At 60.8% G+C, this 23,361-nt stretch carries 20 protein-coding genes and 1 pseudogene; 9 read left to right on the forward strand and 12 right to left on the reverse strand.

Annotated features, from left to right (window positions below):
* Positions 1–338 precede the first annotated feature (338 nt).
* Positions 339–521, forward strand: a complete 183-nt coding sequence (locus ACFMO7_RS03105; protein WP_376794067.1) for a hypothetical protein — start codon at positions 339–341, stop codon at positions 519–521.
* Between the two features lie 234 nt (positions 522–755).
* Here the strand turns inward: ACFMO7_RS03105 and ACFMO7_RS03110 are convergent, their stop codons facing one another.
* On the reverse strand, positions 756–1,349 hold the full coding sequence (locus ACFMO7_RS03110) for a hypothetical protein (RefSeq protein WP_376794068.1): 594 nt from the start codon (positions 1,347–1,349) through the stop codon (positions 756–758).
* 409 nt (positions 1,350–1,758) lie between these two features.
* On the opposite strand from ACFMO7_RS03110, the gene ACFMO7_RS03115 reads away from it, so the two are divergent.
* From ACFMO7_RS03115 to ACFMO7_RS03140, 6 genes are all read left to right on the forward strand, one after another.
* The gene (locus ACFMO7_RS03115) at positions 1,759–2,055 is read left to right on the forward strand and encodes a hypothetical protein (protein WP_376794069.1); all 297 of its coding nucleotides are present in this window, start codon (positions 1,759–1,761) and stop codon (positions 2,053–2,055) included.
* Between the two features lie 118 nt (positions 2,056–2,173).
* Positions 2,174–3,475, forward strand: coding sequence for a hypothetical protein (locus ACFMO7_RS03120; RefSeq protein ID WP_376794070.1), 1,302 nt, complete (start codon positions 2,174–2,176; stop codon positions 3,473–3,475).
* 145 nt (positions 3,476–3,620) lie between these two features.
* A complete protein-coding gene (locus ACFMO7_RS03125) occupies positions 3,621–4,154 on the forward strand; it encodes a stage II sporulation protein M (protein WP_376794071.1) in 534 nt (177 codons plus the stop codon).
* 9 nt (positions 4,155–4,163) lie between these two features.
* Positions 4,164–5,000, forward strand: coding sequence for an ABC transporter ATP-binding protein (locus ACFMO7_RS03130; protein ID WP_376794072.1), 837 nt, complete (start codon positions 4,164–4,166; stop codon positions 4,998–5,000).
* A complete protein-coding gene (locus tag ACFMO7_RS03135; protein ID WP_376794073.1) occupies positions 4,997–5,500 on the forward strand; it encodes a hypothetical protein in 504 nt (167 codons plus the stop codon). The genes ACFMO7_RS03130 and ACFMO7_RS03135 overlap by 4 nt, the downstream gene beginning before the upstream one ends.
* A gap of 245 nt (positions 5,501–5,745) precedes the next feature.
* Complete coding sequence (locus ACFMO7_RS03140) at positions 5,746–6,306, forward strand: hypothetical protein (protein WP_376794095.1); 561 nt, start codon at positions 5,746–5,748, stop codon at positions 6,304–6,306.
* Here the strand turns inward: ACFMO7_RS03140 and ACFMO7_RS03145 are convergent.
* The 3 genes from ACFMO7_RS03145 to ACFMO7_RS03155 form a co-directional block, all read right to left on the reverse strand.
* Positions 6,245–6,565, reverse strand: coding sequence for a hypothetical protein (locus tag ACFMO7_RS03145; RefSeq protein WP_376794074.1), 321 nt, complete (start codon positions 6,563–6,565; stop codon positions 6,245–6,247). The genes ACFMO7_RS03140 and ACFMO7_RS03145 overlap by 62 nt on opposite strands.
* 119 nt (positions 6,566–6,684) lie before the next feature.
* Positions 6,685–6,831, reverse strand: a complete 147-nt coding sequence (locus tag ACFMO7_RS03150) for a hypothetical protein (RefSeq protein ID WP_376794075.1) — start codon at positions 6,829–6,831, stop codon at positions 6,685–6,687.
* Positions 6,831–7,040 (reverse strand): PTS glucitol/sorbitol transporter subunit IIA, encoded by a 210-nt coding sequence (locus tag ACFMO7_RS03155; RefSeq protein WP_376794096.1) that lies wholly within the window; start codon positions 7,038–7,040, stop codon positions 6,831–6,833. The genes ACFMO7_RS03150 and ACFMO7_RS03155 overlap by 1 nt, the downstream gene beginning before the upstream one ends.
* Before the next feature lie 653 nt (positions 7,041–7,693).
* Here ACFMO7_RS03155 and ACFMO7_RS03160 point away from each other — a divergent pair.
* Positions 7,694–7,945 carry a hypothetical protein gene (locus ACFMO7_RS03160; protein ID WP_376794076.1) on the forward strand — a complete coding sequence of 84 codons (252 nt, stop codon included), beginning with the start codon at positions 7,694–7,696 and terminating at the stop codon, positions 7,943–7,945.
* Between the two features lie 537 nt (positions 7,946–8,482).
* On the opposite strand, the pseudogene ACFMO7_RS03165 reads toward ACFMO7_RS03160, so the two are convergent.
* The 3 genes and pseudogenes from ACFMO7_RS03165 to ACFMO7_RS03175 form a co-directional block, all read right to left on the reverse strand.
* Positions 8,483–10,003: pseudogene (locus ACFMO7_RS03165) on the reverse strand (IS1182 family transposase).
* Positions 10,004–10,224: 221 nt separating this feature from the next.
* Positions 10,225–11,181, reverse strand: coding sequence for an alpha/beta hydrolase (locus tag ACFMO7_RS03170; RefSeq protein WP_376794077.1), 957 nt, complete (start codon positions 11,179–11,181; stop codon positions 10,225–10,227).
* A 28-nt stretch (positions 11,182–11,209) separates the two neighbouring features.
* Positions 11,210–12,094, reverse strand: a complete 885-nt coding sequence (locus ACFMO7_RS03175; RefSeq protein WP_376794078.1) for an NAD(P)H-binding protein — start codon at positions 12,092–12,094, stop codon at positions 11,210–11,212.
* A 343-nt stretch (positions 12,095–12,437) separates the two neighbouring features.
* Here ACFMO7_RS03175 and ACFMO7_RS03180 point away from each other — a divergent pair, with 343 nt between their 5' ends.
* The gene (locus tag ACFMO7_RS03180) at positions 12,438–13,034 is read left to right on the forward strand and encodes a TetR/AcrR family transcriptional regulator (protein WP_376794079.1); all 597 of its coding nucleotides are present in this window, start codon (positions 12,438–12,440) and stop codon (positions 13,032–13,034) included.
* Between the two features lie 650 nt (positions 13,035–13,684).
* Here the strand turns inward: ACFMO7_RS03180 and ACFMO7_RS03185 are convergent.
* The 5 genes from ACFMO7_RS03185 to ACFMO7_RS03205 all read right to left on the reverse strand — a co-directional run bounded on the left by ACFMO7_RS03185 (position 13,685) and on the right by ACFMO7_RS03205 (position 23,340).
* Positions 13,685–14,548 (reverse strand): hypothetical protein, encoded by an 864-nt coding sequence (locus ACFMO7_RS03185; RefSeq protein ID WP_376794080.1) that lies wholly within the window; start codon positions 14,546–14,548, stop codon positions 13,685–13,687.
* 139 nt (positions 14,549–14,687) lie between these two features.
* Complete coding sequence (locus ACFMO7_RS03190) at positions 14,688–15,488, reverse strand: hypothetical protein (protein ID WP_376794081.1); 801 nt, start codon at positions 15,486–15,488, stop codon at positions 14,688–14,690.
* A gap of 463 nt (positions 15,489–15,951) precedes the next feature.
* Positions 15,952–16,563: a hypothetical protein gene (locus ACFMO7_RS03195; protein ID WP_376794082.1), complete on the reverse strand. Its 612-nt coding sequence runs from the start codon at positions 16,561–16,563 to the stop codon at positions 15,952–15,954.
* A gap of 61 nt (positions 16,564–16,624) precedes the next feature.
* A complete protein-coding gene (locus tag ACFMO7_RS03200; protein WP_376794083.1) occupies positions 16,625–16,828 on the reverse strand; it encodes a hypothetical protein in 204 nt (67 codons plus the stop codon).
* Positions 16,829–20,658: 3,830 nt separating this feature from the next.
* The gene (locus tag ACFMO7_RS03205; RefSeq protein WP_376794084.1) at positions 20,659–23,340 is read right to left on the reverse strand and encodes a replication-relaxation family protein; all 2,682 of its coding nucleotides are present in this window, start codon (positions 23,338–23,340) and stop codon (positions 20,659–20,661) included.
* Between the last annotated feature and the right edge of the window lie 21 nt (positions 23,341–23,361).

The raw sequence follows: 23,361 nt of genomic DNA on the forward strand, positions 1-23,361 counted from the left end.
GCCAGGCGATCACCCTCGGCTGGAATGGCACCTTCAGCCAGACGGGGAGTGCCGTCAGCATCACCGATGTCATAGGAAGCGGCAAACGTCCCTCGCTCCCATTGATTGGGCAGGTGGGATCGGGGTCGCCCGCTCGAACGTCGGGATAGAGGACGCATAAGAGGCCAGTCGGCGCTCCAGCGGGCGGCTCCTCGTCCTGCCTGACCTGATGCCCGACGGTCTGACGGAGGAACAGGACCAGATGATCAGGAGGGAACAGGTCAAAGGGGCGGAGCGCTGACCACAAGCCGTGGGCTGGATCTCCTCCACGCACGCGAGTTGGAGGATCATGTCCCAGAATGCCGATCTATCAACAGCTGAAGGAGCCTCGCATCCTCTGGGTGCTCTTCAGCGGCCTCTTTGTCAACCGATTCGGCGATTTCGTGAGCCTCGTTCTGGTACTCTATCTGATCTCAGAGGCTCTACCCTGGGGCAGGCCGGGGCGCCGCAGAGATGGAAAGAAAGATGCGCTGGTTTGTTGATTTGATAAGGGAGAGCGCTGTACAGAGGCGCTGAGGACCACTGGTCCCACCGGACAGGTCAAGGAGAGGTGCGACGGTGAAGCGCCTCTCCTGATGGATGACACTCAGGTTGGCCAGGAGGTGAGCGAGACGAGGACGCTGTGGAGCTGGAAGGAGTCGGAATTGCCCTTGCGGGAACTGCCCTTGGGAGGCCAGAGATCGATCTGCACTGCTAGGGCGCTGGTCTTCAGTGGCTCACTCGCTCGCCATGAGATCTTCCGGGTCCTGGCTGGAGGTCTCCTCGCTATCAGACCCAGCCTCCCTGCGGAGGGCGTGGGATGCCAGGCGGGTCCGCAAGCCCAGAACCTCGGCGCGCTCGAAGTAGAGATGGCGGTTGAGCGTCAAGGCGTGCAGGCGCCGTGGCTGAGCGCGGCTGTACTCGTAGACCTTGGGCCGATGGACAGCAAGCAGGTGTGTTACCTGACTCAGGCTTAATAGCTCGGCCGCCGGCAGGAAGCGCAGACGGACCTGGTTGACCATCTCGTAGATGGCATCGACCAGGGAATGCTGGTCTTCGTTGAGCGCCAGACGGTCCAGCACCGCCCAGACCTGCTCGATTTCATGGCGTAGCCGGCCCTCGCTGGCTGGCTCACGGCCGGCGGCGACCTCGGCCAGATGCAGGAGCATCTGCGCCAGTGGTCCGCAGAGAAGATCGTCGTCGCTGTAGGCGCGTCGCGTGGCTCGACCGCCGGCCAGCAGGCTCTCCATCTCGCAGTGCTGACGGGCTATGACTCGTAGCAACATCAGGATCAGTAGCTGGTACTGCCCGACCTGGTTCTGATGACGCATAGAACTCCTTTTTCTGGAGACAGCAAACGTACACCGTCTCCGTATTCCATTTTTATATGAAATCCATGATAGCACTATATTCCTATTCCAATATATATTACAATATTGGAATAGATAAATAGGAAAATTTTGCTATGGACGCTTATTGAAAATAACGTGGCTTTTCCTTTATTCTCTACTCAGACGGACGGCGAGGGATCTGACGGAGCTGTCGCAGCTAGCCGGTGTGTAGATCGGCAAAGTGCTGGCCCCGTGCTTGGCCTGAGTGAGGGCTTTCTGCCTGTCACCCGGACAACCTGTCGTGTGTATATCTGGAGGCTCTAGAGAGGACCGCTCGGCCGTTGCCGTTCGGCATGCCTTTTGGGATCTCGATCCACTGATCATGAAGGAAGAGAGGCAAGGAGGTCAAATGATGCTTGCACTCAAGATGGAGAGGCGCTCCCTGGCGGGATGGCTGCTGTTGGCGACCAGCCTGCTATTGCTGGCCGCATTGAGCCATCTCTCGCACGGCGGGGCCCAGGTCTATGCCTTCCTCTGCTCTGTAGTGGACGTCTGCGAATGGGGGGTTGCCATTGCGATCGTCGAAGCCGTAGCCTCCGGTGGGGTCTGGCTGGCTGCTCTGGAGTTCCCCATCATCAGCCCGATCGCGGCTACGATTACCGTCTGGCTTGTGGAGCAAGGCTACTGGGCTGCGGTGAGCCTTTAGCCCGACCCCTGGGCAGGAATACGGTGTATACTATTGTCGGCTGAAGCGCGTAGCGTTCTCTATGTCGCATGGGGGAAAAGCACCTGCTCGCTTTTCCCCTCCTGAGAAGGGTTGCCTGATGCGTGCCCTGATTCGCTATAAGTATCTGAGCGGGCGGCGCAACAACGCCGGTCCATTCTTTGTCTGGAGCACTGTGGCTGTCTGCGCCCTCTTCTTTTGCCTGCTCACTTTTGCCACAGCCTTTGGTCTGAGCCAGGGCCGTCATCTGACGCCGGCCGCTCTCGAGATCTGGCTGCTGATGGTGGGAGTGCTGCTCATCGATCTCAACGTCGGACGCCAGGCCCCGCTCAACCTCACTCTGGCACGCGAGTGGGAGTTTCTGACAACCCTGCCGCTCTCGCCGGTCAGTATTGCCGTTGTGGAGCTGTTTGAGTGGTTGTTGACCAGCGTCCTCTCTGTCGTCGCCTTCCTGATTGCTCCTCTGACGGCCTGTATGCTCACAGCGAGCGTTCCCTTTGCGCTGACGCTGCAGGCGCAGGCTGCCTTGCTGCTCTATTGCCTCTTGATCATCCTGGCCGGTGTGGCCCTACATCTGCTCTCTCTGCGTAGAGCAGCCTATGTGACCGTTCCCGTTCGCCTGATGAGCCTTATATGCATCTCTATCATTGTTATTGATATCTCGCCTCTGGAGCAGCTTAAGATTCAGTCGCAGCTCCTTGCTACTCTGCGTGAGCATCTGACGCAACTGGTCTCGCTCTGGCTCTGGCCGAGCACCTGGGCTGTCGAGAGCATGCGGGGAGCGCTCATCTTCTGGCTGCCGCTGGTGGGCGCGACTGCCCTGCTGGCCTGGGTCAGTGTGCCGGGCTTGCTGCGCTACTGGCAACAGCAGGAGCGCGCGCCTCGTCGTTCCTCCGGCTATCCTCTGCGCTGGCGTCCCGACTCCGGATGGGCTCTGGCCTGCTGGCTTGCTCTCGATATGATCTTCTCTCCCACGCTGCGTGTGATTCCTCTTACATTGAATTGTGTCATAAATATTGTTCCAATTTGGTATTTGATGCATTTGAACAATCAAGAACTCTGGCTGGCCTCTCTCTTCCTGGCCACGGCTCAGCTCGGCTGGCCGCTCTATCCCTATCTACAGAACACCTATCGCGTCCTGGAGGACCAGGGTCTGCCGCTCTCGCCAGCCGATGGCCTGCGTGCCTTCATGGTCGCCTGTGCGCTGATCTATCTCCCTTCGATGGTGGTTGCCCTGGTCATCAGCCTGCTGGTTGCTCCCACGCCTGGCCTCCTGCCCGGCCTCTTGCTCGGCCTGGTGGGCGTCTTTGCTCTGGCGTACTGTGCCTGGCGCGGTGTGTCCCCTCTGGGAGGCTTCCTGGTGCTGGCACTCATCGAGCTGCTGGCGGCTTTCTGTATGTGAGGTGGGGGCTGGGGAACTGCTCTAACCGTGTGTGAGTCCGTCAGCCTCGAGGGCTGTCAAGAGGAGCAATCGGCAAGACAAGGCAAAGTAAGGCAGGACAGGACAAGATAAGGCGGAGTGAGGACAGGAAGGAAAGGAGATCCGCATGCCGGTGCGCAGCCTGGTGCTCGTGGTGCTGGCCACTTGGGGACTCTTCCTGCTGGGATGCTGGAGCGGCTATGTCTCATTTGACCTGGCTCCAGTGCATCTGCATCCGTTGCAGCTCGCCGGGGGGCAAGCTTTCTGGGAGATCATCGCCACCAATACGCCAACGGCGCTGATCATTGCTCTGGCCAGTCTTTTCACCTTTGGTCTGGCGGGAGCCATCATGATCTTCATTATCGGGGCAACCACTGGCAGCCTGGTGCATGCCGCCCTGTTCGCGCACTGGACGCCGGGCCTGGTGCTCCTGGCGCTGCTGCCCCACGGTCTGCTGGAAATCAGTAGCTTCGGCATCTTTCTAGGGACCGGGGCGTTCTGGCCGTTCTCTGCCCTGCGGCACTGGCTCTATGCTGCGCCCTGGCCGGAACACTCTGCCCTACGGCGGACGCTCTGGCAGGGGCTGGCTGCTCTGCTGCTGCTCGTGCTGGCGGCCTTGATCGAAAGCTATCTCACACCGCTGCTCATCCACCATCTGTGAGGAGAATGCATGATTGAGTTTCAGCACGTCACGAAGCGCTATGGCATGTTCGTGGCGCTCAACAACGTCAGCTTCACCGTTGCGGCCGGCGCGGTGACGGCGCTGGTGGGCCATAACGGCTCTGGCAAGACCACCAGCCTGCGCCTGATGGTTGGTCTGCTCGTGCCCGATGAGGGGAGTGTCTCCGTGCTTGGCCTGACGCCCCAGCGCCAGGCGCTGCAGGTGCGGCAGCGTATCTCCTATCTCCCCGATGCTCCTTTTGCCACGCCCCACCTGACGGGCCTGGAGCATCTGCAGTTCCACGCCGATGTCTACCGGCAGCCGGAGGCCGTTGAGCGCGCCAGAGAGCTTGCTGAGCGCTACCGCCTGGGGCGTGTCCTCGATCAGCCAGTGCGCAGCTACTCCCGTGGCATGCTGCAGCGCCTCGCGCTCATTCGCGCGCTGATGATCGATGTTCCGGTTCTGCTCCTCGATGAACCCTTTAATGCCCTCGATCCACTGGCGCTGGCGCTGCTGGCCGACGATCTCAAGGGGCGCGCCGCTCAGGGGCGCTGCGTGCTGGTCTCCAGCCATCTGCTCGCGATGCTCAGGGAGCTGGCTGAGGAGGTGCTGGTGCTCAGGCGTGGCCAGCTCGTCTACAGCGGGCCGTTGGCCGACGTTGACTGGTCGCAACAGGTGCCGCTCTGGTTCGATCCCTCGGGTGACGATGAGGACGAGGAGGGTGCTGATAGTGACTATGAGGAGGAGGCCGAGTCGGCGGAGGAAGAAGAGGAGGACGACGGGGGAGATTCCGCTGGTGAGCTGCCTGCCTCTCGCGCCTATGATGAAAGGAGGTCCTTGCGATGAAAAGAAGCCTGGAGGCGCACAGAGCCGTGGAGTGGCTGAACATGCTCCTCCTCGACCGCTGGTGGAATCCCCTCTTTGTGGGGCTGCTTCTGCTGGCCTTTGTGAATACGGCCTTCCACGTCGGACAGGGCGGCCTGCTGCCGCGGGGCCTGCCGCTAGCGGTCGTCATAGGCCTGGTCGGCCTGACGGGGGTCTGTGTGAGCCTGCTGATGACCCTGCTGGTCGCCCTCTTCCTGGCCGTCCTGGGCTGGTTCTTCTCTGCCCGCCTGCCCTACAGAATCCTGCTGCGCATCGCGGCCATTGATCTGCTCATCAGGCTGCTGCTGGGTCTGCCCTTCTTGCCCCAGACGCTGCCCTGGAAGATCCTGATCGAATGTCTCTCCTGTCTCTACCTGAGCCCGGCCATCTGGGCGGCCCTGCCGTGGGAGCAGCGCCGGCCCCTCGCCTTCATTGTGGGGATCATTCCTTCTCTGTTTGTCCTGGTCATGTTGCTGGCATAACGACATAACGATGAGGGCCGCTCTGGTCTGGCATGTCTGCGCCGCCGTGGGGTGAGTTGATTCCCTATGACTTTTTTCTGGCTTTGCTGTCTAAGGGGGAGGTCTGCAGCGCGAGGGTTCCCTCTGGATGCTGTACCGGTCAATGATCACGAAAGGTCTCCACAAGGAGGGTAGAAGGCAAGCCGGTTGTCAACGATATTGGTCAGGCGTTTTCTAATCTCACTCTCGAACGCTTTAGTCTCGTACTGAACTTTTGTTCCCAAGTTCTGGGTTTTCTGGTCATTCTGCTGATCGGCTGGATGATCGCCAATGTGCTGAGCAGAACGGTGATGGTCGTGCTGCGCAGGATCGGCTTTGAGCGGCTGGGGACGCGCATCGGCCTCGATCGTCTGGCGCAGAGAACGGAGGTGCGGCCGAACACGGTGACGATCCTGAGGAGGATCGTCTACTGGTTCGTCTTCCTGCTGGTGCCGACGGTGGATGCTCTGAGGCTGACGGTGGTGAATAGCATTCTGAACGAGCTGATCGTCCATAGCCCCAATGTCTTTGTCGCTGGGCTGCTCCTCTTCCTGGGGACGCTGGCGGCCAGCTTTGTAGCGGATATCGTGCGTGGGGCGACGGCGGCCGCTGGCGTGGGGCAACCGCATCTCTTCGCCGCAATTGCGGGATGTGCCATTATTGCCTTCGCTGGGCTGATCGCCCTTGAGCAACTGCAGATCGCTCCCGCCTTGCTGAATATTCTCTTCACGGCTGTCGCTGAGCATCGACCCAGTGCTCAAGCAGATGCAGGAGACGCCTCCCCGTGAGGGCGCTGGCGTTGCGGCTCTCGCGCGCCATTTTCAGAGCGCTCACCCCGGCATTGAGCGCCAGCCGCTGCGCCCCCGGCAGCTCTCCCCACGAGGCATCGCGCGCCAGGCTCAGGCTACGCACAGAGAAAGCACATACCAGCAGCCCGGCCGCCTGCAGATAATCGCCCAGAAGACCCTCCAGGCTCTCCAGACCGCAGGAGTGGAACGCCGCAACTGCCCGAGCCGTCTCAATATTGGCGGCTGCCACCACTACCATCCCCGCATCTGACCGATCTGGGCAATCAGGCCCGTTCCCATCTGGCCAACCTCTACCAGCCCGACGCGAAGCGGACGCTTCTCGCGCTGGCGCTGTTCAGGTTCCGCTACCAGAAGACGTTAATACTCCTCCTCCAGTCTGAGCAGTTCAAGGGCGGTGCCTGCGGAGGGCAGGCCCGCCAGGGCCGGCTCGCGCCCAGCATCAAAGTGCATCACCAGACGGCCCAGCGTTGTCCAGTTTGCGCTGGCAACCTCTCCGACCGCCATCACGCGGTAGCTGGCGACCGGCGTCTCCCCCCACCAGGCGCCGGCTCGCTGAAGCGCTGCAGGTCGCCGACGGCGATCGGGGCAGGCAGGCCGGCGCCGTCATGCACCGGCGAGACCTCGCCCAGCCCGGCAGGCGCCGGCTGATCAAAGAAAATCAGGATGCCTTGCGGCAGAAACTCCTCAACGAGCGGACCGATCTCCTGAACGATGGCCCGGTACCTGACGAAGAGACGCTCCTCGCTCCGCGAACCTCAGCGGAGGGACGATTGCTCTCCATGGACAAAGTGGATCGGGTGGGCACGTGCCTCATGTTTGAGGCGTGGGCGAGGGCCGTGGTGCGCCAGGCAAGATCGCAGCAGTATTCGAGCACGAGGAGCAGCACAGGCCATGCCACGGCGTGGGCACAGCGCTGGCAGATAATGCGCTTGATATATAGCGAAGCGTAGATGACAGTATGGACTGTCGGGCAACCGTAGTAAGGACAATCCAGCTCGGTCTGGCAGGCGATCATGGCTACGCCCCTCTCTGATGAGATCGCCGCCGGCCAGCCCCGGCCCGCCAATCCTCAAAAGAGCCTGCGGGCCGGGCCTGCCTCGGCTGATCGACGGCGGTGTATGTGACACATGATTCATGTATCATATATCGAGGCATCTGTCAAGGGAGAGAGGACAACTTCCCCCTTGACAACGGCGCTTTTCTGACTATCATGATACATGAATCATGTGTCATATGATGAGTGACTCATGGTTCACTCAGCCGGTCAAGGCGGTGGCCCGTCTGCCCAGCCCAAGAGCACGGCCCGGCACTCGATGCGGCTGCGCAGCAACGGGGCTGTCACCAGCGGAAGGAGGAAAGCGAGACCATGAGGCTTCTGAGACTACCGGTGTCAGCGGAGCGCCGCTGGCCCAGTGTTGCGGGAAGGGGGCTGCTGCTCTGTTTGCTGCTGCTCCTGGTGAGTGCCTGTGGCAGCACGAGCGGCGGCAGTGGAGGAGCAGCGAGCACGCCCGGCGTCAGTGCCGACACCATCACCATTGGGGGCGTCCTTGACACTACCGGCCCCATCAAGGTCATTTGTGCCCCGATTGCCACTGGGAGGCAGAGTTTACAACCTTGAAGAGAGGCAAAGGCTGGCTGCTGCCATTCGAGTTGTGCTCGAGTTGGCTCCCGAGGCCGAGGCGCGGCAGTGACTTTCTCGTTGCTTGCTGGACTCATGCCGTGGCAGCGCAGCGTCGACGCCGGGGGCGCCCGCTCGGAAGAGAAAGCGCCTCATTGGTGGCGCCCCCGGTACGGTCAGCGGGAAAGCCACCTATCGCTAGTGCCTTTGTGATGGGGAGGCCAGCCTCCAGACTGGCAGCCGTCAATGGATAGTGCTGGGCAAACTGCTGATGAAGGTTGCTCAGGTAAGAGTAGCTCCCTCCAGATGAGAGAGCCGCCGGGCAGAGAGTCCCTTGCGTTCCAGGTCTGCTCGCAGAGCAAGCAGATCGGCCACAGGCTGCTCAAACTGGCTGCGTGCTGCATCAACGGCTTCTGCCAGGGTCTGTTTGTGACGAGAACCTATATTGATCTGGCTCTGGCTGCTAGAGAACCGGTCGAGAAATCACGCAGCTTCCTGAAACTTAGCAGAGGATTGCTGGGAACGAGCCAGAACATGTCAGTTGTGGACAACGGCGCATCTGCCCAGATCGAAGAGATTCTTGGGTGTGCCACAGTAGCGTGCCTGCCGTCCTCGCCATCGGCCAATATGGGCCAGGGTATGCTCAACCGCCACTCGTTCACGCAGGATCTTTCGGCCTTCTGGAGTTTGCTGACGTTGACGCAATTCCGCGAGCAAAGCTTCATCGGGATGAATGCTCACACTACGCCCTTTGGAATTGGTGGTGCATTGCGTTTGCAGAAGACACTCCGCACAAGGACCTTCGGGGAAGTGAACCACACCACCAGGCACAAAAGGCCTCTCTTGCCCTGCTGGACACCGGATAGCCTGCCGTTTCCAATCGAGGGAAAAGGCCTGCTTAGAAAAGCGCTTCCCCTCGCGCACCGGCGAGGCTTTGCAATAGATCTCCATCTCACCACTGCGCTTGCGCACAAGATGGCTACTCAAATAGCCCCGGTCGATATGGAGTTCTTTCAACACCACATGTTGCCGTTCCAGGTCTGCGCTGATCTCTCTGGCGACACTGGCTTCTGGCACATTCGCAGGCGTGATACCCACTGCACGGATGAGACCTGTATCCAGGTCGTGCAAGACATGGCGTTTGTATCCGTCAACTCGTATACTTCGACTTTTGCGTTCGTGACGCATGTCGGCATCTTCGACGCTGATGCGTCGATCTTTGGCGACGCCTTTGATCAGGCTGGCCTTCCCATTCTCATCGACCTGCACATCTTGCTCTTTCACCTGGCGAGCAATTTCTAGAGATGCTTCGGCCTGTTCCGCCTCATCCTGTTGTAATGCCTGCACCCAGGTTTCCAGCGCCTGTAACGCGTTCAAAACCAGGCTCAACGCCTCTGCTCGCTGCCCTGGCTGATCCCAATCTCGGTCGAGCATCGCTTTCAGGCTTGTTCCACTGACCACGTCTGCTCCCGCCTCGTGTCCCACTTCGACCAAATCTCTTCCTTGTTGCTCGGCTACCACGCGCAGCACCTTTTTGAGCGCGTGGCCTAAAAGATTGTACGTATCTTCGACTCGGCCCGCTCCCCATAACGGACTGCTGTCCAACGCTGCGCGTAAGGTCCGGGCTCCAAACTCCTGAGTGTGGCTCGCCATCTTGATGGCACGTTCGATGAGCCGTTGGTCCATGTGCGTCTCGATGAGCCGCTTTCGGAAAGCCACCAGAGTCCCTTTGCTCAACGGCGCCTGCCTGGTATCCAGGCAATCCAACACCAATTGCCACCGCCGATCCATGAGTGTAGCCTCAATCACTTCATCATCCGAGGCACCTGTGTATGCCTGGAGAATGGTCACCAGAGCCAATTGTGCTGGCGGAATAGGAGGGTGCCCACGCAGACCCGGGGCATACAGTGTTGCCAGTTCTTCTTAAAACGTGTCATCAAATAACCCGTGGCGGTGATAACGGAGAAAGACAAACAACTTCGCTCGTTTGATGCGTGTGATGACCATGTGCTCTCCATGTGAGAGTTCCACTGGAGGATGCCTAGCTGTAGGGCGCATGTGGTGCTCCTTTGCTCTTCTTTTTTACGGATGGCAAACGAGGCTCAGCCCACGGCTTGAGCTGAGCCTGCGTGGCCGAGGCTTTGCGTGAGGGTGAGACTTGTCGATGGATCAAGGGAGTCGTTCATGACCTGAAGAGGAAACCAGGTGTCTTGTTTCCCGAACACATTCATACTGGGGTGGAGTTACGTTGCTTAACTCCACTCCACACTCAAAAGCCATCAGGACATGTATTTCTTGAACCACTCCAGCATCGGCTGTGGGCGGCGCTGGAACTCAAGGTAGCCGTCCCAGCGGGCCGTGGTGCCGTAGATCCATTGCAGTTTCTTCTCGCCGATGGGAATGTTGTCGAACATGGTCTGTACGTCGCTCGGCTGCGTCAGCACGTCGTCGTGGACCTGGTAGAGGAACGTGGGGATGCGGACACGCTTCGCCCACTCCCTCGGATCTATTTGTGCGAACCCGATGCCCGTGCGCAACACGATGCGCTGTTCCAGGTCCTGGATGCGGTTAGCTGGAACTCCCGCCAGAGCCAAGTGATGCGCGAGGATGATCTGTGGAGTCACGGGCTGAGGTGCGACCAGGCAGCGCACCTCGTTGAACACCTCGGGAAACTGCGTCATCGCAGAGAAGGTGGAGTTGCAGCCCAGGCAGCGGCTGAAGAGGCCAATCGTCATGTCCCGCGTCTGGTCGCGGTTACGGACGTACTGCAACGAGCCGACGACATCACGCGCCTCAAAAATGCCGCTGGACACGATGCCGCCGTTGGCCGCGCCACTGAAACCGTGGTTGCGTAGGTCATAGGTCAGGACGTTGTACCCAGCATCATGAAGGATCTTGTAGTCCGGGAGGAAGTTGACCTCGAAGCCGTTCCCGCTGGACGCCCACACCGAGTGCCACGGCTCGAACTGCGTGGGTAGCCCGGATCGGCTGAACCCCATCGGGTGATTGGCAATGATGAGCTTGCTGGACCCGGCTGCTGGGATGAACCAGCCCTCCAGTGGGACTCCATCGAGAGATGGAAAGGTGACATCCTCATAGTCGAGGTTCTGCTCCGAGGGAGAGTGCAAGACCGGTGACCGCTGCGGCTGGCCGAACCTCTCGGTAAACCGCAGCAGCACGTCATTGATGTGATCATTGGAGAGTCGAGGTGCTTCGTTTGTTGTTACTTCAGTCATCTGGTGGTCCTTTCGTTTGCGGTGGTGCTCAGGCCAGGATAGCTGGCCTGAGCACTTCCTCACACCACTGCCGGAAGCTCGTGGGAGTGGTGGACTCGGGGGCACGCGGCTCGGCGGTGGCGAGTCCCTGATCGTAGGCCGCCATCATATCGACCAGGGCTTGCGCCATAGCGTCGGATCTGCCGAATCTGGTCAGCGTGGCCTTCAAAGCTTCGCCGGGGATTTGTTGGTAATGCACTGGCCTGCCTAGCACCTCGGACATGATCTGTGCCATGTCGTTGTAGGAGATGTCCTCAGGACCGAGCACCGGGCGACTTGCGACTCCGCTCCAGGAGTGATCGAGCAGCAACCCAGCGGCAACGGTGGCGATATCGCGGGTGGCGCAGGTTGGCTGCTTGAGGTCCCCAGATATCATATCGAAGAACATGCCCTGGTTCTTGATCGACTCGACTTGACGGAGCAGGTTATCCATGAAAGGGGCCGCTGCCAGAGCACAGTAACTGACCCCCGTACTTGCGATCAGGTCATCCATAGCCAGCGATGCCGCGACATTGCCAGCCTTCCCGGACACGGCTGCCCCACGACCGAAGGCCGAGACGCCGACCACCCGCTTGACCTCCTGACTCTTGAAGGCGTCGCACGCCGGTCGGCTGAAACCCACGTAGGCGGCCTCGACGCTCTCGGCGCGAGGGTCCGGGGGTACAAGCCAGAACACGCTGTCTGCGCCTTTGAACGCCCTGGTGACGACATCGAGGTCGCCGTGCGATCCCTGCACGACTTCGACGCGCTCGCGCTCGCGCGGGGACAGACGGGAGGGATCGCGCACGATCACGCGGATCGGCTCGTCGTGATCGAGCAGGTTGTTGAGAACTTGATGGCCAATCTGACCGGTGGGAGTTGTTATGACAATCATGAAAACCACCTCCAGGAGAGAGATTGCGTAATGACTATTGCTTGCATTTCGATAGTCCTTCCTACATTTTTGTGTGCTCTCGCTGCGGCGAACATACCTTGCCGGGGCAGGAGCCCCTGCATCTGATGGCTGCCGCATCTATCGAGTGGACAGAAGTATGTCGGATAGACAACGTGGTTATCTAACCAACACTTTCGTGTATCCTACACAGTAGGAATAGTAAGCTGTCTCTGAACTGAAAGCAATCAGCAAACAGGCCGGATCGTTGTGTAGACAACACCAGAGAGTAACTGTTGCTTTTCAGAGGGAGATGATGAGGAAATTACCCGGGTAAGGAGAGAACATGACCACGCCAGCTCATGAGAACGATCCACGGGTCAAACGGACCCGTCAGTCGTTGCTGCAAGCGTTCATCTCATTACTTGAAGAACGACACAACATTCACTCTATCTCAGTGCAAGACATCACAGAACGAGCAACGGTTAATCGATCAACCTTTTATGCCCACTTTGAAGACAAATACGCCCTCTTAGAGGTCTGGATGCGCGAGAAGTTTCACCACACATTGGAGAGCCAGCTTCCCGCTACATCCACTTTGCAGACGAGTACCTTGCGCCTGCTTATTCTCGCCGTGTTCGATTTTCTTGCCCTCTGGCAGTATCACCTCAAGCCAGCCGATAGGCAGTTTGTGCCGTTCTTCGAGGTCGCTTTGCAGCAAGAACTCCAGGAAGTCCTTCTGCACTGGTTGAACCAGGCCCCATCGTCGGTGCCCATCTGCCAGGAAACAGGAGAAATCACAGCGCAGGTCATCAGTTGGGCCATCTTCGGTCCCGCAGTGCAGTGGAGCCGGGGAGACCAGACCATCACGAAAGACATGATGGCTCAGCACGTTTTGGACGTTGTGATTGCTGGCTTGTCACCTGTTGTCACTGTTACTTGACCGATGCTCTAGGGCATCTGCTGGTACATAGAGATGGAACCCGCGCTGCAGTGCAGCAGAGCCCAGTGAGACCCAGAGGCGTGTCTTTCTGGAGCGGTGGCTTGGCCAGCTCGTCTGGTTGACTTGCCACGCACGGCTTCCAAAAACAAAAAAAAGGTCTAGCTCAGCTGCTAGGGACTCAGGGACACGTGTCGCCCAGGACCGGTCCGGACCGGTCCTGGCGAGGCGAGGCAAGGCGAGGCAAGGCAAGACCAGCCAGCGGACACAGCACAGCTCGCCTGTGCTCCCTCACCTGAGAGCAAGCAAGCAAGCAAGAAGCACAGGGAAGCTTTCGGCCAAGAAGGCCAAGAAGGCCAAGAAGGACAGCCTCCTTTGCCGTCCTGATCCTACAAAGGGGGGGAGCGGCAAGCAGCATCTTGTCGCTCCCCGCTGTAGGATGGCGAGAGGGATGGCGAGAGGCGAGCGAGAGAGACGTGGGAGGTGGGTGGGAGGTGGGAGTCTGCCTGCTGGGACTGGCATGTGATCCCCTTTGATCTCCGGCCTAGCCCAGCCCAGCCCGGCCCGCTCGCTGACCCGCCCGCTCAACGGCTGAAGGCTGCTCTGCGATGGGAAAAGGAGTGGAAGTGGAAGTGGAAGGAAGAGGGAGAGTCTCAGTGGGAGAGAAAGGGCAGCTCCAGAATCTCCCAGGGCCGGGAAGCGGAGACCAGATACCCTCCATGGCTGATCAGGTGCAGGGTGGCTCCGCCGCCCAGGAACAGCAGCCAGGCCAGTCGCTCCTGGACCAGATCCTGGGGGCTGGGAGTCGGGTCCATTGGCTGAGACCGTTCGCTCCTCCCCCAATCTCCTGGGGCCCCCAGCACGAGCAGAGCCGGATCCTCTGCCTGCTGCTGCTGCTCCCACTCGCTCGGCTGGATCACGAGCCAGCTCCAGGAGCATTGCACGTGCTTGTGCCCCTGGCGCATGTCGTCCACCTCGAACAGGGTCCATCTCCACACCTCGCTGTGAGAGGAGCCAACGAGGAGCCGATTGAGCAAGTCCACCAGGGAGCTGGCTAGCTCCGGGGGAATGAGGCCGTGCTGAGGGACAAACAACCGATCCCCAGAGGTGTCCCAATAGAGGGCGACGGCGTGTTGAGGGGCAGCTGTGTCCTGCCCCTTGCGGGTGGACAACATCTGGGAAAGCACCTGGATCAACGGCTGCAAGGAGAAGCGCAACTGGGACCTCTTCTGCCTCACTGCCAACAGCGCCCACTGCTGTGGCCCAGGCCAAGGAAACAATCTCGTTTCGTCTGAGCCGCCCAGGGCTGGGATACGGATGAAAGCAGGGGCCGGAAACTCCATCCAGCAATTCCACGGAGGAACGAAGGTCATCTCGAACGGCGCATCAACCGGAGCCTCCTGGAAAAGCCACTGCACGGCAGCTCCGGCCCAGATCAGACGAAGCTGCTGGCGAAGCATGGCAGCGTATTCTGGTTCTTGCTGAAGGGAGGCATAGATGGTAGTATGAGGATCCATGATCTTCCTCCTTCCTTCAAGTCTGAGAGGAGTCTGAGAGCAAGGGAGGAAGAGGAGAGCAGGATGCTCCTCGCCTCTTCCTCCGGCTCTCTGGTGGCTTCGGTTCAGCTCAGCTGAGCGCTTCAGCCGGACTGGAGAGCTAGGACAGATCCAGCTCCCACCAGCCGGCGTCGGTTGGGGAGAGATCCGGCGAATACAGCAGGAGACGCGCACAGCTCCCTGCAATGCGCAAGTACTTGGTATACGCCTCTCCCTTGGTATCCAGCTCATGGGCCACTTGGCCCCACAGACCCCCTTCAGAACCGGAGCCGGGCCGCACTGTCACTGTTTGGGGGTAGAGCGGCCCCTGCAAGACAGGCTGGATTTGTTCCAGCAGGTTGCCCGGAGCGGTCCCTCCAGGAGCTGGAGGGACTCCGAAGCTCCACATCCAGGTCAGTTGCGGCCGTGGGTTCCCTTCTTGTTCCCCCTCCCTCGGCGAGAAGCACAGCAGCAACCAGCAAGGGGAGAAGGGGCCAACAGCAGTGGCTACAGTCTGCAGCCATTTCCATTGCCACTCCGGCAGCCAGTCGGTGGGATCTGCCACTTCGGGTCGAGGAAGAGACAGGAGCGGAAAGCGCTCCTTGGGAGAGGAGAGGATTCCCCAGCAGTAGGAGGGGGCAGCCTCCTGGGACTGCCGCAGGTTCGACTCCGCGGGCTGGACAACAAATTCGGCCCAGCAAGGCCATCCAAGCAGGGCTGCAAGCACCTCGAGATTGGGGGGGGACTTCCGTTGAGACCAGCTGTGCTGGCGCTGGGAAACCAGCTGGGCCAGACGATCTGGCTCGAGGGAACTCAACTTGACCCGGACACGCAGCTTGAGCCAGTCCTTATCCTCCCTGAGGAGTGCGAACAGCCAGGCTGCTGAAGACTGTTGCAGCGTCTCGAGCAATGACAGGGACATGATCTTCCTCCTTTCTTCCTCGTGTGCTGACGAGACGCAGCTTGGCTTGATGGATGCAAGAGACACTTCGCTCAGCTCGGCTCAGCTCGGCTCAGCTCGCCAGTCAGGCTCGGGTCAGCTCGGGTCGGCTCGGCTCGGCTTGCCAAGCTCGTCGACCCGACCCGACCCGACCCGACTCGAGCTGAAGCGAAGCGAAGCGAACCGAGCCGACCCGAGCGAAGGAACTCGGCCGAGTGGAGGGAAAGCGGCCGACCTGACTCGGCCGGAGGGGAGGGAGATCTTCGCTCCCTCCACAGCCAGTTGAAAGAGGAGAGCAGGCAGCAGCGAGCAGGGCAGGCAGAAGCGCCCGTGGAGTGGGAAGCGGAGGCAGCTCCCGCCGCGCCGCTGCCTGCGCCCGTGGGAACGGAAAGAAGCATAAGGGGGAAGCCGAGTCAGCGACTAGGTGAGGTCGGCTTCCTGCCTGCTAGGGCTGAGAGGGTTGAGGGGCCGAGCGCCTCTCATGACCGTCATGACTGTGGGCTGAGCCTGAGGAGCTAGGGGGCTGGGGAGATGAGCTAGAGGGCTGGGGAGAGGTCGTGACAGAGGGAGAGCTAGCAGGGGGGGAGCTAGGGAGAGGAGGGGAAGATGGGCGCTGGTTCGGAGGCGGCAGCTGCTCCTCCAGCTCGAGGGCGAACTGCGTTCCGAACCCCAGAGCCGCCAGCGCGCGCCCAATGGCTCCAGTCTCGGCTTTCTCGATAAAATCGGGGAAGCTGGCGGCCTTCTCCGATTTGGTCCCCGTGGCGACGCCACCTCTGCCGTCCTTGACGACAGCCCGAACGATGACGAAGCCTTTGGCACGGCGGACCATCTTCTCGGTGCGCCGGGTGTCCCGGTTGTAGCCGTAGTACTCCTCTTCGGTCTCCCGATCAAGGTCCAGATGAACTATCTCTGTCTCAATGGTTCCCTGGGGACAGAGTTCACGGAACCAGACCAGCCGCCACTGCACGGGCAGATAGCGACGATCCTGAACAACGATGCACTTATTGGCAAATCGGGTTTCGAGCGTGAGCGGCTTGGGTTCCTGCTTCGGTTCCATAGACATTCCTCCGTGGACAGGACTCGGTGGCAGCAAGCGAGAGGAGAAAGGAAGGAGAGCCTTACCCCGTGAACGGCAGCGGGGCCAGCTCGAGTTGACTCCAGCTCGCCTGACCGGTTTCTTGAGGTCCTCCTGGGTCGGAGTCGGAGCGGTGCAGGTGGCGCAGATCTGGCAGCAGGAGAGCAGCTCCGCTGGAGAGCAGCTGCCAGGTGATGACCAGATAGAGGCACTGACGGGTTCTGATCTCCCGAATATAGCGCCACATCTGCTCCCAGTCCTGCTGTGGCCACTGGCCCCTCCTCTGTTGGTCTCGGAGCCAGATGTAGTGGGTGTAGCCTCTTCCGCATGGACCCTCAGCCCAGAGCCGAAATTCGGGCTGCGGACCGCCCTCAAGAGAGAGCCACCAGTGCCAGAAGAGATACCGTTGTGCGCCTGTGACTGAGTCTTGCGCTTCTGCCTCGGAAGGATCTAGCTCCCAGAGGAGCCAGAGCCATCCCTGCTTCACAGCATCCCCACAGGCCATCGCAGCCGCGGCATTGATCAAAGGCTGCAGAGTGGCAAAGTGGGAGCTGCCGAGATCCCCCAGCAGCATGGAAACCGGGAGAGACAGGATCCCCCACCGAAAGATGTGGATCTCGTCCTCATCCTGGCTCGCCGTCCCCCACCATTCCCACTCCCACCAACTGACCTCCTGGCAGGGAGGCAGCAGGCGAGAGAAAGCTCTGTTGAGCAGCCACCACAACGATGACTCATCGGGGAGAGGATACTGCCACAGCCATAGCCTCTTCTGCTGCGGCCTCTGAAACAGAAGCAAGACAGGACTAGCAAGCACTCGGTGGCGAGAACGGAGAAGAATCTGTAGAAGAGGATCTAAAGGATATTCCTGCATCAGTCTCCTGGTGAGCGTCTCGAACACGGATTCCATGAAGGTGTTCCTCCTTTGTTTTTCCCTTTCTTTTTCCTGAGGAAGGAGAGGAGGGAGAGCTACCTTCAACTCTCCCTCCTGTGCGCCGCTTCTTGCGCTTCCTGTTGGGCTTCCTGCTAGCTGGCTGTTGGTCAGAGCATCGAGACCGAGACCGGGCCCCCAGACCGATCGGTTCTCCTTGAGCAGGGCCAAGCTCCTCCTGGCGGAATCTCAAGGGTCTGTCCCAGGCCCGACTCTTGCTCTGTTGCTCCTCTGCCCGGCCCAGCTCAGCAGCACTCGGGCCGAGCCGGGATGACTGTGCTTGGTCCAGGACCGCTAGCTGATCCTGGAGCCGCGCCAGGTGAGCCAGGTGCCGACGAAGCCTCCAGCATTGCATGCTGATGCGAATCAGCAGGATCTGCATGCTGATGCGAATCAGCAGGGCCTTCAGCAGTCGGTGTCGGTGGGGGAGATGACTCTGCTGGTGCCGAGTGGGATTGGCAGACCGGTCGTGAGAGGGGCGGCAACGGTGGCGCTGCCGAGAACGAGAACGAATTGCCTGAAGTGCACCAGCCCGTCGGGGGAAAGCGAATCTCATGAGGTTCCTCCTGCTTGCTTGCTCGTTTGCTTCTTGCTTTGCTCATGGGGTGCTCGCTGGAGGGAGGCTGGCAAGGAGGCTGGCGAGGCGAGCAAGAAAGAAGGCAGGCATTCCTGCTCGACGAGACGAGAGGGATGCCTGCCTTCTCTTCCAGTCTGATCTTATCTCTTCTCAGAAAAGCCGCAACAAAGCCTTCATCCTTGCCTCAATCTTCAAGCGAAGCGGACAAGTCCCCTCAACGAGAGGGACGAGAGCGAGACCGCCACTGCTGGGCGAGCAGCATCCCGCTCCTGGGGGAAAAGACAGCAAGCCCTCCAATCACCCACCGCCACCAGGAGGGAGCCTCTCGCTGGTGCCGCTGGGGCCCAGAAACCCCAGAAACGGACCTGGAACGGGGCTGCCCGTGCCCATCCCGCCCATGCCGGTGCCGGCGGGTAGCCGGCTGGACAGGAGGCTGATGCGAAAGCTGGATCATCAGCCGGAGGTGCACTTGGGGAGGAGGGAGAGTGGGAACTTGCCCAAACCGCGGGGACTTCATCAACTCGCTCCTTTCTCTTCTCTGGCCACAGAGCCAAGGAAAGGAGGAGAGCTTGTTTGTCTGCCTTTCAGGATGCTCAAGCAGAGCAACACAGCAAGGCCTCCCTCACGGATGGGACAAGACACCCTCACTGGACTGAGGCGAGACACGAGAGAAGCGAAGCGCCAGCCCCTTGCTTCCCGTCTGTCTGCCTAGCTGCCTGCGGACTCGCTCTGGCTTCTCGTTGCTCCTTCTGGGGTACCTCCTCCTTTCTCGGCGCGGCTCTGTGCAAGACAAGTCTGTTCCTCGTTCTTTGCTCGCTTAGCGAGCGGAGCCCGGACCTGCCGGAATAGGCTGTGCGATGAGGCAGCAGGAGTGCCTTCCTTCTCTGCGTCCGGGCCTCTCTGATCGTCTCAGATGCTTTCGGCTCGGCACTCCTGGCAAGACGAGCCTCGTGTTTCTCTTCCTTCTTTCACTATCCTCATTTCCATATCCTCACGCGGCTCATTGCCTCTGGCTCTTCCTTCTGGTGTGTCTCTTGCTTGTGGCCGCGTGTCCCTCTAGTTCGGCTCGGCTCGGCTCGGCTCGTCTTGCGACGGCGTTCCTGTCGGATGGTACTCGGTTTGCTTCTCTCACCAGGAACGTTCGCTGGGGCGACCCTCAGCCATGACGGTCCTGCCAGCGCCATGCCTCTTCGAGGATCTCTCTTCACCAGCCATAAGATACCATACCGGCAGAAGCGAGTCAAGCCTGCTGCTGGAGCTGCTCATCAGGTGCTCTAGCACCAATGCCAGGGGGCTGACATCGATCAGATCCCCCTCGTGGAGGAGAGAAGAAAGGAAAAGAAGGGTTCCCAGCATCCCGCTAGGCGCGCTTGAGAAGGCAGGTCGGGGCAGGTCTCCTGAGTGGTGCAACGGCGGAACGAGGTTCTGCCGTTGCACCACTTTCACCGCTCAGAGGGGGCAGGGGAAAAGCCCCCTGGGAAAGAGCAAAGCAATCGGGGCCGAGGGAAATCGATGAGCCACAAGGAGAGCTGTCCAACGATGCTTCTGGCTCGGCTCGGCTCGGCTCGGCTCGGCTCGGCTCGCTCAGCACAGCGCCTTTGCTATACTAGAAGGCAGGCAGAAAGCTCAGGAAGGATGACTTGCATGCGCACGAGGAGGGAGGTCAACGAGTGACTGCATCTAGGCCCTTCCGCTTCCGGAAAGAGATTTCCACTGTTGCACGGAGGTCTCTCGTCAAACTCGTGGAATCCATCGCCGTCGTTCCGGATCTGCACCTGCTGATGCTGTTCGGCGAGTGGGTCATCGCTCTGCCACCAGCAGAATATGCTGCGGTGACGGCCCTGCTCCAGCTTCAAGTGCAGCAAGCAAGACAGGCACAGGGAGAAGGAGAATCATGTTTGTTACCTCGAAGCATCTCCCGAGACCTCCTCGCGAGCGCCTGTGGATTGAGTGAGACCAGACTCCAGGAACACTTAAGCCGGGGAGTCGCTCGGTTGGCGCCTCACGGTTTTGCGCTCGCCCATGTGTTTCGAGGCTCTCAACGAGGCTATCTGCTCGTTTTTGCTCCCGATCCCAGCCTCAGCAAGCCGGAGCGCTTCGCTTCGAACTCGAGCTGAGCTGATTCCCAGAACGGAGTGCAGCAAGGCAAGGCAAGATAACAGGGCAGGCAAGAGGACCCAGTCCGCAGCACAGGGGAGCACCAACAGGGGAGCACCATGCAGCAGGCAGGGCTGACCGACTCGCTCCCTGGCTGGGCCGGGTCAGGCCAGAACGGAACGACCGAAGCGAACGGCGTGCGGCAATGGGTCCTGCAGGCGGGTCCTACAACTGGTTCTGTCTGCCTGCCAGAGCTGGTAAGCAGACGGGCAGACTCCCTCGCCTCGCTTGCCACTCGCTAGTAGGCTGATTCACGGCTCAATGACACGACAACGACTCAGCCCGTCTGCCAGTCAGACAGTTTGTAGGCAGGCTGGAAGATTGGCACTGTGGGACACTGTGGGAGAGACCTGGCCCAGCCCAGCCCGTTGAGGCAGCGACAGAGAAGCCCGGGAGGGATGCCGGAGAGGAAAGACTAGGGAGGATCGAGGAAAGCGACAGGGCCTCTGGGAGCAGGAGCGACCTGTGTCCAGAGGGGAGCAACCAGGAGGGAGGCTGGGTCAAGAGCCGTGGCCGCCTCCAGCTCCTGCAAGTCTGTTAGGCGAATGACGAACCCAGGGAACCAGCCCCGTTGGGCCAGGGCGAGCAATTGCCCTTCGAGGGTGACTCTGGCTCGCTGGGACAGGGTGATCACAGCCAGCCAGAGCCGTCCTTGGCTGGAAAGAGCTACTGTCCGGTAGCGATTCCATTTGGACTGCAAGGCTGGCCGGCTCATTGTTGCCCGATCCAGCTCACAACAGATCAGCATCTGCCGCTCGGGAGGCCCCGGGGTGCGATACAGGAAGACCAGATCCGGTCGCACGGGCGGACGGGAAACCAGCTGGTGCTGGCTGTGGAGCGGGAGCCAGGGAGAAGAGGGGTTCACCTCCCACCAGATGAGGTGATGACCGTGTGGAGCGAGTGCCTGAGCGGCCTGGAGCCACAGAGCGAGGAGGCGCAGCAACGCCCCCTGGTGCAGGGAGAGTCCCTGCTGCCACTGCCTCCGCTGCCTGCGGGCCAAGAGTCCTGGGGACTCCTGACTCCAGGCGGCCAAGAGTCGCCACCCCAGCCCCGTCAGATGCCAGCCAGGATCTGAGACCGACTCTGGGGGCGTGCGAGGGGAGCAGACAGGGTCAGAATCTGTTCCTGGTGCTGTCCTGAGTGGGTGAATCACCCCCCATCGAGCCAGCTCTCGAAGCCGGCGAGCAATGGTTTGGGGACGGGCAGGAGAGGCGTGCGTGAGGAGATCTCGGGAGGCTCCTGGCAGATGGAAGAGCAAGCGCATCAGCGCCCGATGACGCCGATCCAACAGAGAAGAGAGGAGCACTTGCTGCTCCAGCTCCCGCCTCGGCTCTGCCCGATCCCAGCCCCAGCCTTGGCTCTCACGGAAAGGCTGAAGCGAAGGCGGAACAAGCAACCAGCTCCTGCGCGGATGCCGGGGCCAGGGCCCCTGGCGCGCAGACCCAGCCCAGCAGGCGGAGCTGGCGCTGTCCTGGCTGTCCTCGTCCCGGCAGGAGAGAGGCGAGTCGTCGGGAGCTGGCGGAGTGAGGGAACTCAGCTCCGCCAGCTCCCGCTCTCGCTCCCCAGACTCCCCAGATCGGCGCAGGGGGGCCCCAGTGGGAGAAAGGTCCCTGCTGTGGCTGCGGCCCCACCAGTTCCACCAGGGGGGCAAGAGGTCAGGGAACCAGGGGCCGACGGCGAGCTGACCCACCCCTGCAGAGAGCGGACACGGGCGGTCGTCCCATAAGGCTCTCCAGGGAAGCTGCCAGCTCGCCTCGCGTCGATCTCGATCTCGGTCTCGGTCCCGGCCCCGCTCTGGGATAACCGCCCACCAGACCGGAGGCAGCTGTGGGGGCTGCCTGTCTCCCAGCAACAACTGGACCTGCTGCCAGGCGTCTAGCAGAGCCTGGTGCCACACCTGGTAGCGGCGCGTGCTCGATGCTGGGCCGACTCCCTCTCGGATTAAGAGCAAGAGAGGGCCGACTGCTGGCGTGATCGGAGTCGCCGAAGCCGAAGCCGAAGCCGAAGCCGAGTCTGGGTCCAGGGCGGCACACCTGCTGCTGTGGCACTGGAGCAGCAGCCAGGGGACGAGCAGACGTTGGAGCCTGCTGCCACTACTCACGCTCAAGCCCGAATCGACGATGATCGGAATGTGAAGCGACAGCCCCCCTTGCACGAGAGGAGCCACAAAGCGGGATAGCAGTCGAGAGCCGAGCTGACTCGCTTGGGCCACCGCTGGCTCAAGCCCCACGGGCGACAAGAGGCGAAAGCGAAGACGAAGGCGAAGTGCGTCCAGATCAAGCAGCAGAGGGAACCTCGTACCCGGTGCTGTTCTCTTCCCTTTCTCCTTCTCCGGCTCCGACTGCTGAGCGCTCTTGCTGTCAGGAGAAGTATCAGGATCATCAGGAGTAGGAAGGGCACAAAGCAAGAGCACCGCTGTAGCCCGACAGGTCAGCAGTCCTGAAGCAGCTCGCGGCTCCTGGTGGAGACCGAGCCATGCCCAGGGCCAGCTCAGACCGGAGCCTGCTGGCCAGCCCCTTCCCAGCCGTTTCCAGGCCCAGACCCAGTAGCAGGACAGGTGCGGCACTCGTGCTTGCAAGAGGGGAACCCAGCGTGTCAGCAGCTCCTGAAGCAGTTGCTGGCAGGGAAGCCAGCTCTCTAGGGCAAGCAGCTGCTGCTGGAGCTGCCGCCGGCTGTAGCCACAGGCTCTTGCCAGATGGTGGAGTTCGCCGTTGCTAGGACGAAAGCCGAGTACTCGCTCGGCGGCTGCCAGCAGCCCTGCCGGCGAAAGGAGATACCACCCCGTCCCCCGACGGTAGACTTCCAACAGTCCTTTCAGATGGCGATGCATTCGCACCAGTGTGGCATGAGAGCAGCCCAGGGCCGTCTGAAGGTCTTCAAGGCGCTGCCAGGGCTCGGCCAGCAGCCACACGAGCAGCTGCTCCTCCAAGGATCCTGTCAAGGAACCTGCAAGCGGACGAGTGGTCTGGTCCCTGACGCTGTCGGACTCCTGGGAGCGTGCGGAGGAGGCGGCGGCGGCGGACTCCCTCCCTTTCTCTCCCCCCTTGCGCTTCTCATACTCAGATTCCCCATGTGCTCTGCCTCGCTGAGGATCCATGTGCTCTGCTCTGCCCTCCTC

Source organism: Thermogemmatispora sp. (assembly GCF_042408735.1).
In the GTDB taxonomy this organism is placed as follows: domain Bacteria; phylum Chloroflexota; class Ktedonobacteria; order Ktedonobacterales; family Ktedonobacteraceae; genus Thermogemmatispora.

Excerpts from the sequence above, each read along its gene's own strand:
- ACFMO7_RS03105 (WP_376794067.1), top strand. The coding sequence starts at position 339 with ATGCCGATCTATCAACAGCTGAAGGAGCCTCGCATCCTCTGGGTGCTC.
- ACFMO7_RS03110 (WP_376794068.1), bottom strand. The coding sequence starts at position 1,349 with ATGCGTCATCAGAACCAGGTCGGGCAGTACCAGCTACTGATCCTGATG.
- ACFMO7_RS03115 (WP_376794069.1), top strand. The coding sequence starts at position 1,759 with ATGATGCTTGCACTCAAGATGGAGAGGCGCTCCCTGGCGGGATGGCTG.
- ACFMO7_RS03120 (WP_376794070.1), top strand. The coding sequence starts at position 2,174 with ATGCGTGCCCTGATTCGCTATAAGTATCTGAGCGGGCGGCGCAACAAC.
- ACFMO7_RS03125 (WP_376794071.1), top strand. The coding sequence starts at position 3,621 with ATGCCGGTGCGCAGCCTGGTGCTCGTGGTGCTGGCCACTTGGGGACTC.
- ACFMO7_RS03130 (WP_376794072.1), top strand. The coding sequence starts at position 4,164 with ATGATTGAGTTTCAGCACGTCACGAAGCGCTATGGCATGTTCGTGGCG.
- ACFMO7_RS03135 (WP_376794073.1), top strand. The coding sequence starts at position 4,997 with ATGAAAAGAAGCCTGGAGGCGCACAGAGCCGTGGAGTGGCTGAACATG.
- ACFMO7_RS03145 (WP_376794074.1), bottom strand. The coding sequence starts at position 6,565 with ATGGTAGTGGTGGCAGCCGCCAATATTGAGACGGCTCGGGCAGTTGCG.
- ACFMO7_RS03150 (WP_376794075.1), bottom strand. The coding sequence starts at position 6,831 with ATGGCGGTCGGAGAGGTTGCCAGCGCAAACTGGACAACGCTGGGCCGT.
- ACFMO7_RS03160 (WP_376794076.1), top strand. The coding sequence starts at position 7,694 with ATGAGGCTTCTGAGACTACCGGTGTCAGCGGAGCGCCGCTGGCCCAGT.
- ACFMO7_RS03170 (WP_376794077.1), bottom strand. The coding sequence starts at position 11,181 with ATGACTGAAGTAACAACAAACGAAGCACCTCGACTCTCCAATGATCAC.
- ACFMO7_RS03175 (WP_376794078.1), bottom strand. The coding sequence starts at position 12,094 with ATGATTGTCATAACAACTCCCACCGGTCAGATTGGCCATCAAGTTCTC.
- ACFMO7_RS03180 (WP_376794079.1), top strand. The coding sequence starts at position 12,438 with ATGACCACGCCAGCTCATGAGAACGATCCACGGGTCAAACGGACCCGT.
- ACFMO7_RS03185 (WP_376794080.1), bottom strand. The coding sequence starts at position 14,548 with ATGGATCCTCATACTACCATCTATGCCTCCCTTCAGCAAGAACCAGAA.
- ACFMO7_RS03190 (WP_376794081.1), bottom strand. The coding sequence starts at position 15,488 with ATGTCCCTGTCATTGCTCGAGACGCTGCAACAGTCTTCAGCAGCCTGG.
- ACFMO7_RS03195 (WP_376794082.1), bottom strand. The coding sequence starts at position 16,563 with ATGGAACCGAAGCAGGAACCCAAGCCGCTCACGCTCGAAACCCGATTT.
- ACFMO7_RS03200 (WP_376794083.1), bottom strand. The coding sequence starts at position 16,828 with ATGTGGCGCTATATTCGGGAGATCAGAACCCGTCAGTGCCTCTATCTG.
- ACFMO7_RS03205 (WP_376794084.1), bottom strand. The coding sequence starts at position 23,340 with ATGGATCCTCAGCGAGGCAGAGCACATGGGGAATCTGAGTATGAGAAG.